1 rRNA gene is annotated in these 1,795 nt (G+C 50.0%); it reads right to left on the reverse strand.

Annotation, left to right across the window (positions count from 1 at the left end):
* Positions 1-88 precede the first annotated feature (88 nt).
* Positions 89-1,661, reverse strand: a 16S ribosomal RNA gene (locus tag JCM12539_RS12350).
* Between the last annotated feature and the right edge of the window lie 134 nt (positions 1,662-1,795).

Below are 1,795 nucleotides of genomic sequence, written 5' to 3' on the forward strand. Positions count from 1 at the left end.
GGGGTAGTACCCTCAAAACTAAACAAAGTTTCATGTGTAGGTTTCCGATCGTTGCTTGAGTCTTGCGACGCCACAACGAATTCCTTAGAAAGGAGGTGATCCAGCCGCAGGTTCTCCTACGGCTACCTTGTTACGACTTCACCCTAATCATCTGTCCCACCTTAGACGGCTAGCTCCCCGAAGGGTTGCCCCACCGGCTTTGGGTGTTACAAACTCTCATGGTGTGACGGGCGGTGTGTACAAGGCCCGGGAACGTATTCACCGCGGCATGCTGATCCGCGATTACTAGCGATTCCGACTTCGTGTAGGCGAGTTGCAGCCTACAGTCCGAACTGAGATTGGCTTTAAGAGATTAGCTTACCCTCGCGAGTTCGCAACTCGTTGTACCAACCATTGTAGCACGTGTGTAGCCCAGGTCATAAGGGGCATGATGATTTGACGTCGTCCCCACCTTCCTCCGGTTTGTCACCGGCAGTCTTACTAGAGTGCCCAACTTAATGCTGGCAACTAGTCATAAGGGTTGCGCTCGTTGCGGGACTTAACCCAACATCTCACGACACGAGCTGACGACAACCATGCACCACCTGTCATTCCGTCCCCGAAGGGAACTTTCTATCTCTAGAAATAGCAGAAGATGTCAAGACCTGGTAAGGTTCTTCGCGTTGCTTCGAATTAAACCACATGCTCCACCGCTTGTGCGGGCCCCCGTCAATTCCTTTGAGTTTCAACCTTGCGGTCGTACTCCCCAGGCGGAATACTTAATGCGTTAGCTGCGGCACTGAAGGGCGGAAACCCTCCAACACCTAGTATTCATCGTTTACGGCATGGACTACCAGGGTATCTAATCCTGTTCGCTACCCATGCTTTCGAGCCTCAGCGTCAATAACTGACCAGACAGCCGCCTTCGCCACTGGTGTTCTTCCATATATCTACGCATTTCACCGCTACACATGGAGTTCCACTGTCCTCTTCAGCATTCAAGTTTCCCAGTTTCCGATGCACTTCCTCGGTTAAGCCGAGGGCTTTCACATCAGACTTAAAAAAACCGCCTGCGCTCGCTTTACGCCCAATAAATCCGGATAACGCTTGCCACCTACGTATTACCGCGGCTGCTGGCACGTAGTTAGCCGTGGCTTTCTGGTTGAATACCGTCAACGTCTGAACAGTTACTCTCAAACGTGTTCTTCTTCAACAACAGAGTTTTACGACCCGAAAGCCTTCTTCACTCACGCGGCGTTGCTCCATCAGACTTGCGTCCATTGTGGAAGATTCCCTACTGCTGCCTCCCGTAGGAGTTTGGGCCGTGTCTCAGTCCCAATGTGGCCGATCAACCTCTCAGTTCGGCTACGTATCATTGCCTTGGTGAGCCATTACCTCACCAACTAGCTAATACGCCGCGGGTCCATCTCTAAGTGACAGCCGAAGCCGCCTTTCAGCCTAAAACCATGTGGTTTTAGGATTTATACGGTATTAGCATCTGTTTCCAAATGTTATCCCCTGCTTAGAGGCAGGTTACCCACGTGTTACTCACCCATCCGCCGCTCACCGCTCTAAAATCACTTGGTGCAAGCACCGCATTCATTTAGTTAAGTTCGCTCGACTTGCATGTATTAGGCACGCCGCCAGCGTTCATCCTGAGCCAGGATCAAACTCTCATATAAAATATGAAGCTTGTTAAGCTCATTAATTTGTTAAAAGCGAATTGACTTCGCAATGTTTAATTCTTCTTCAACCTAAGTTGAAGAACCTACACATATACGAAACTTTGTTCAGTTTTCAAAGTACTACCGGTTGC

Source organism: Lacticaseibacillus pantheris DSM 15945 = JCM 12539 = NBRC 106106 (assembly GCF_001311175.1).
In the GTDB taxonomy this organism is placed as follows: Bacteria; Bacillota; Bacilli; order Lactobacillales; family Lactobacillaceae; genus Lacticaseibacillus; species Lacticaseibacillus pantheris.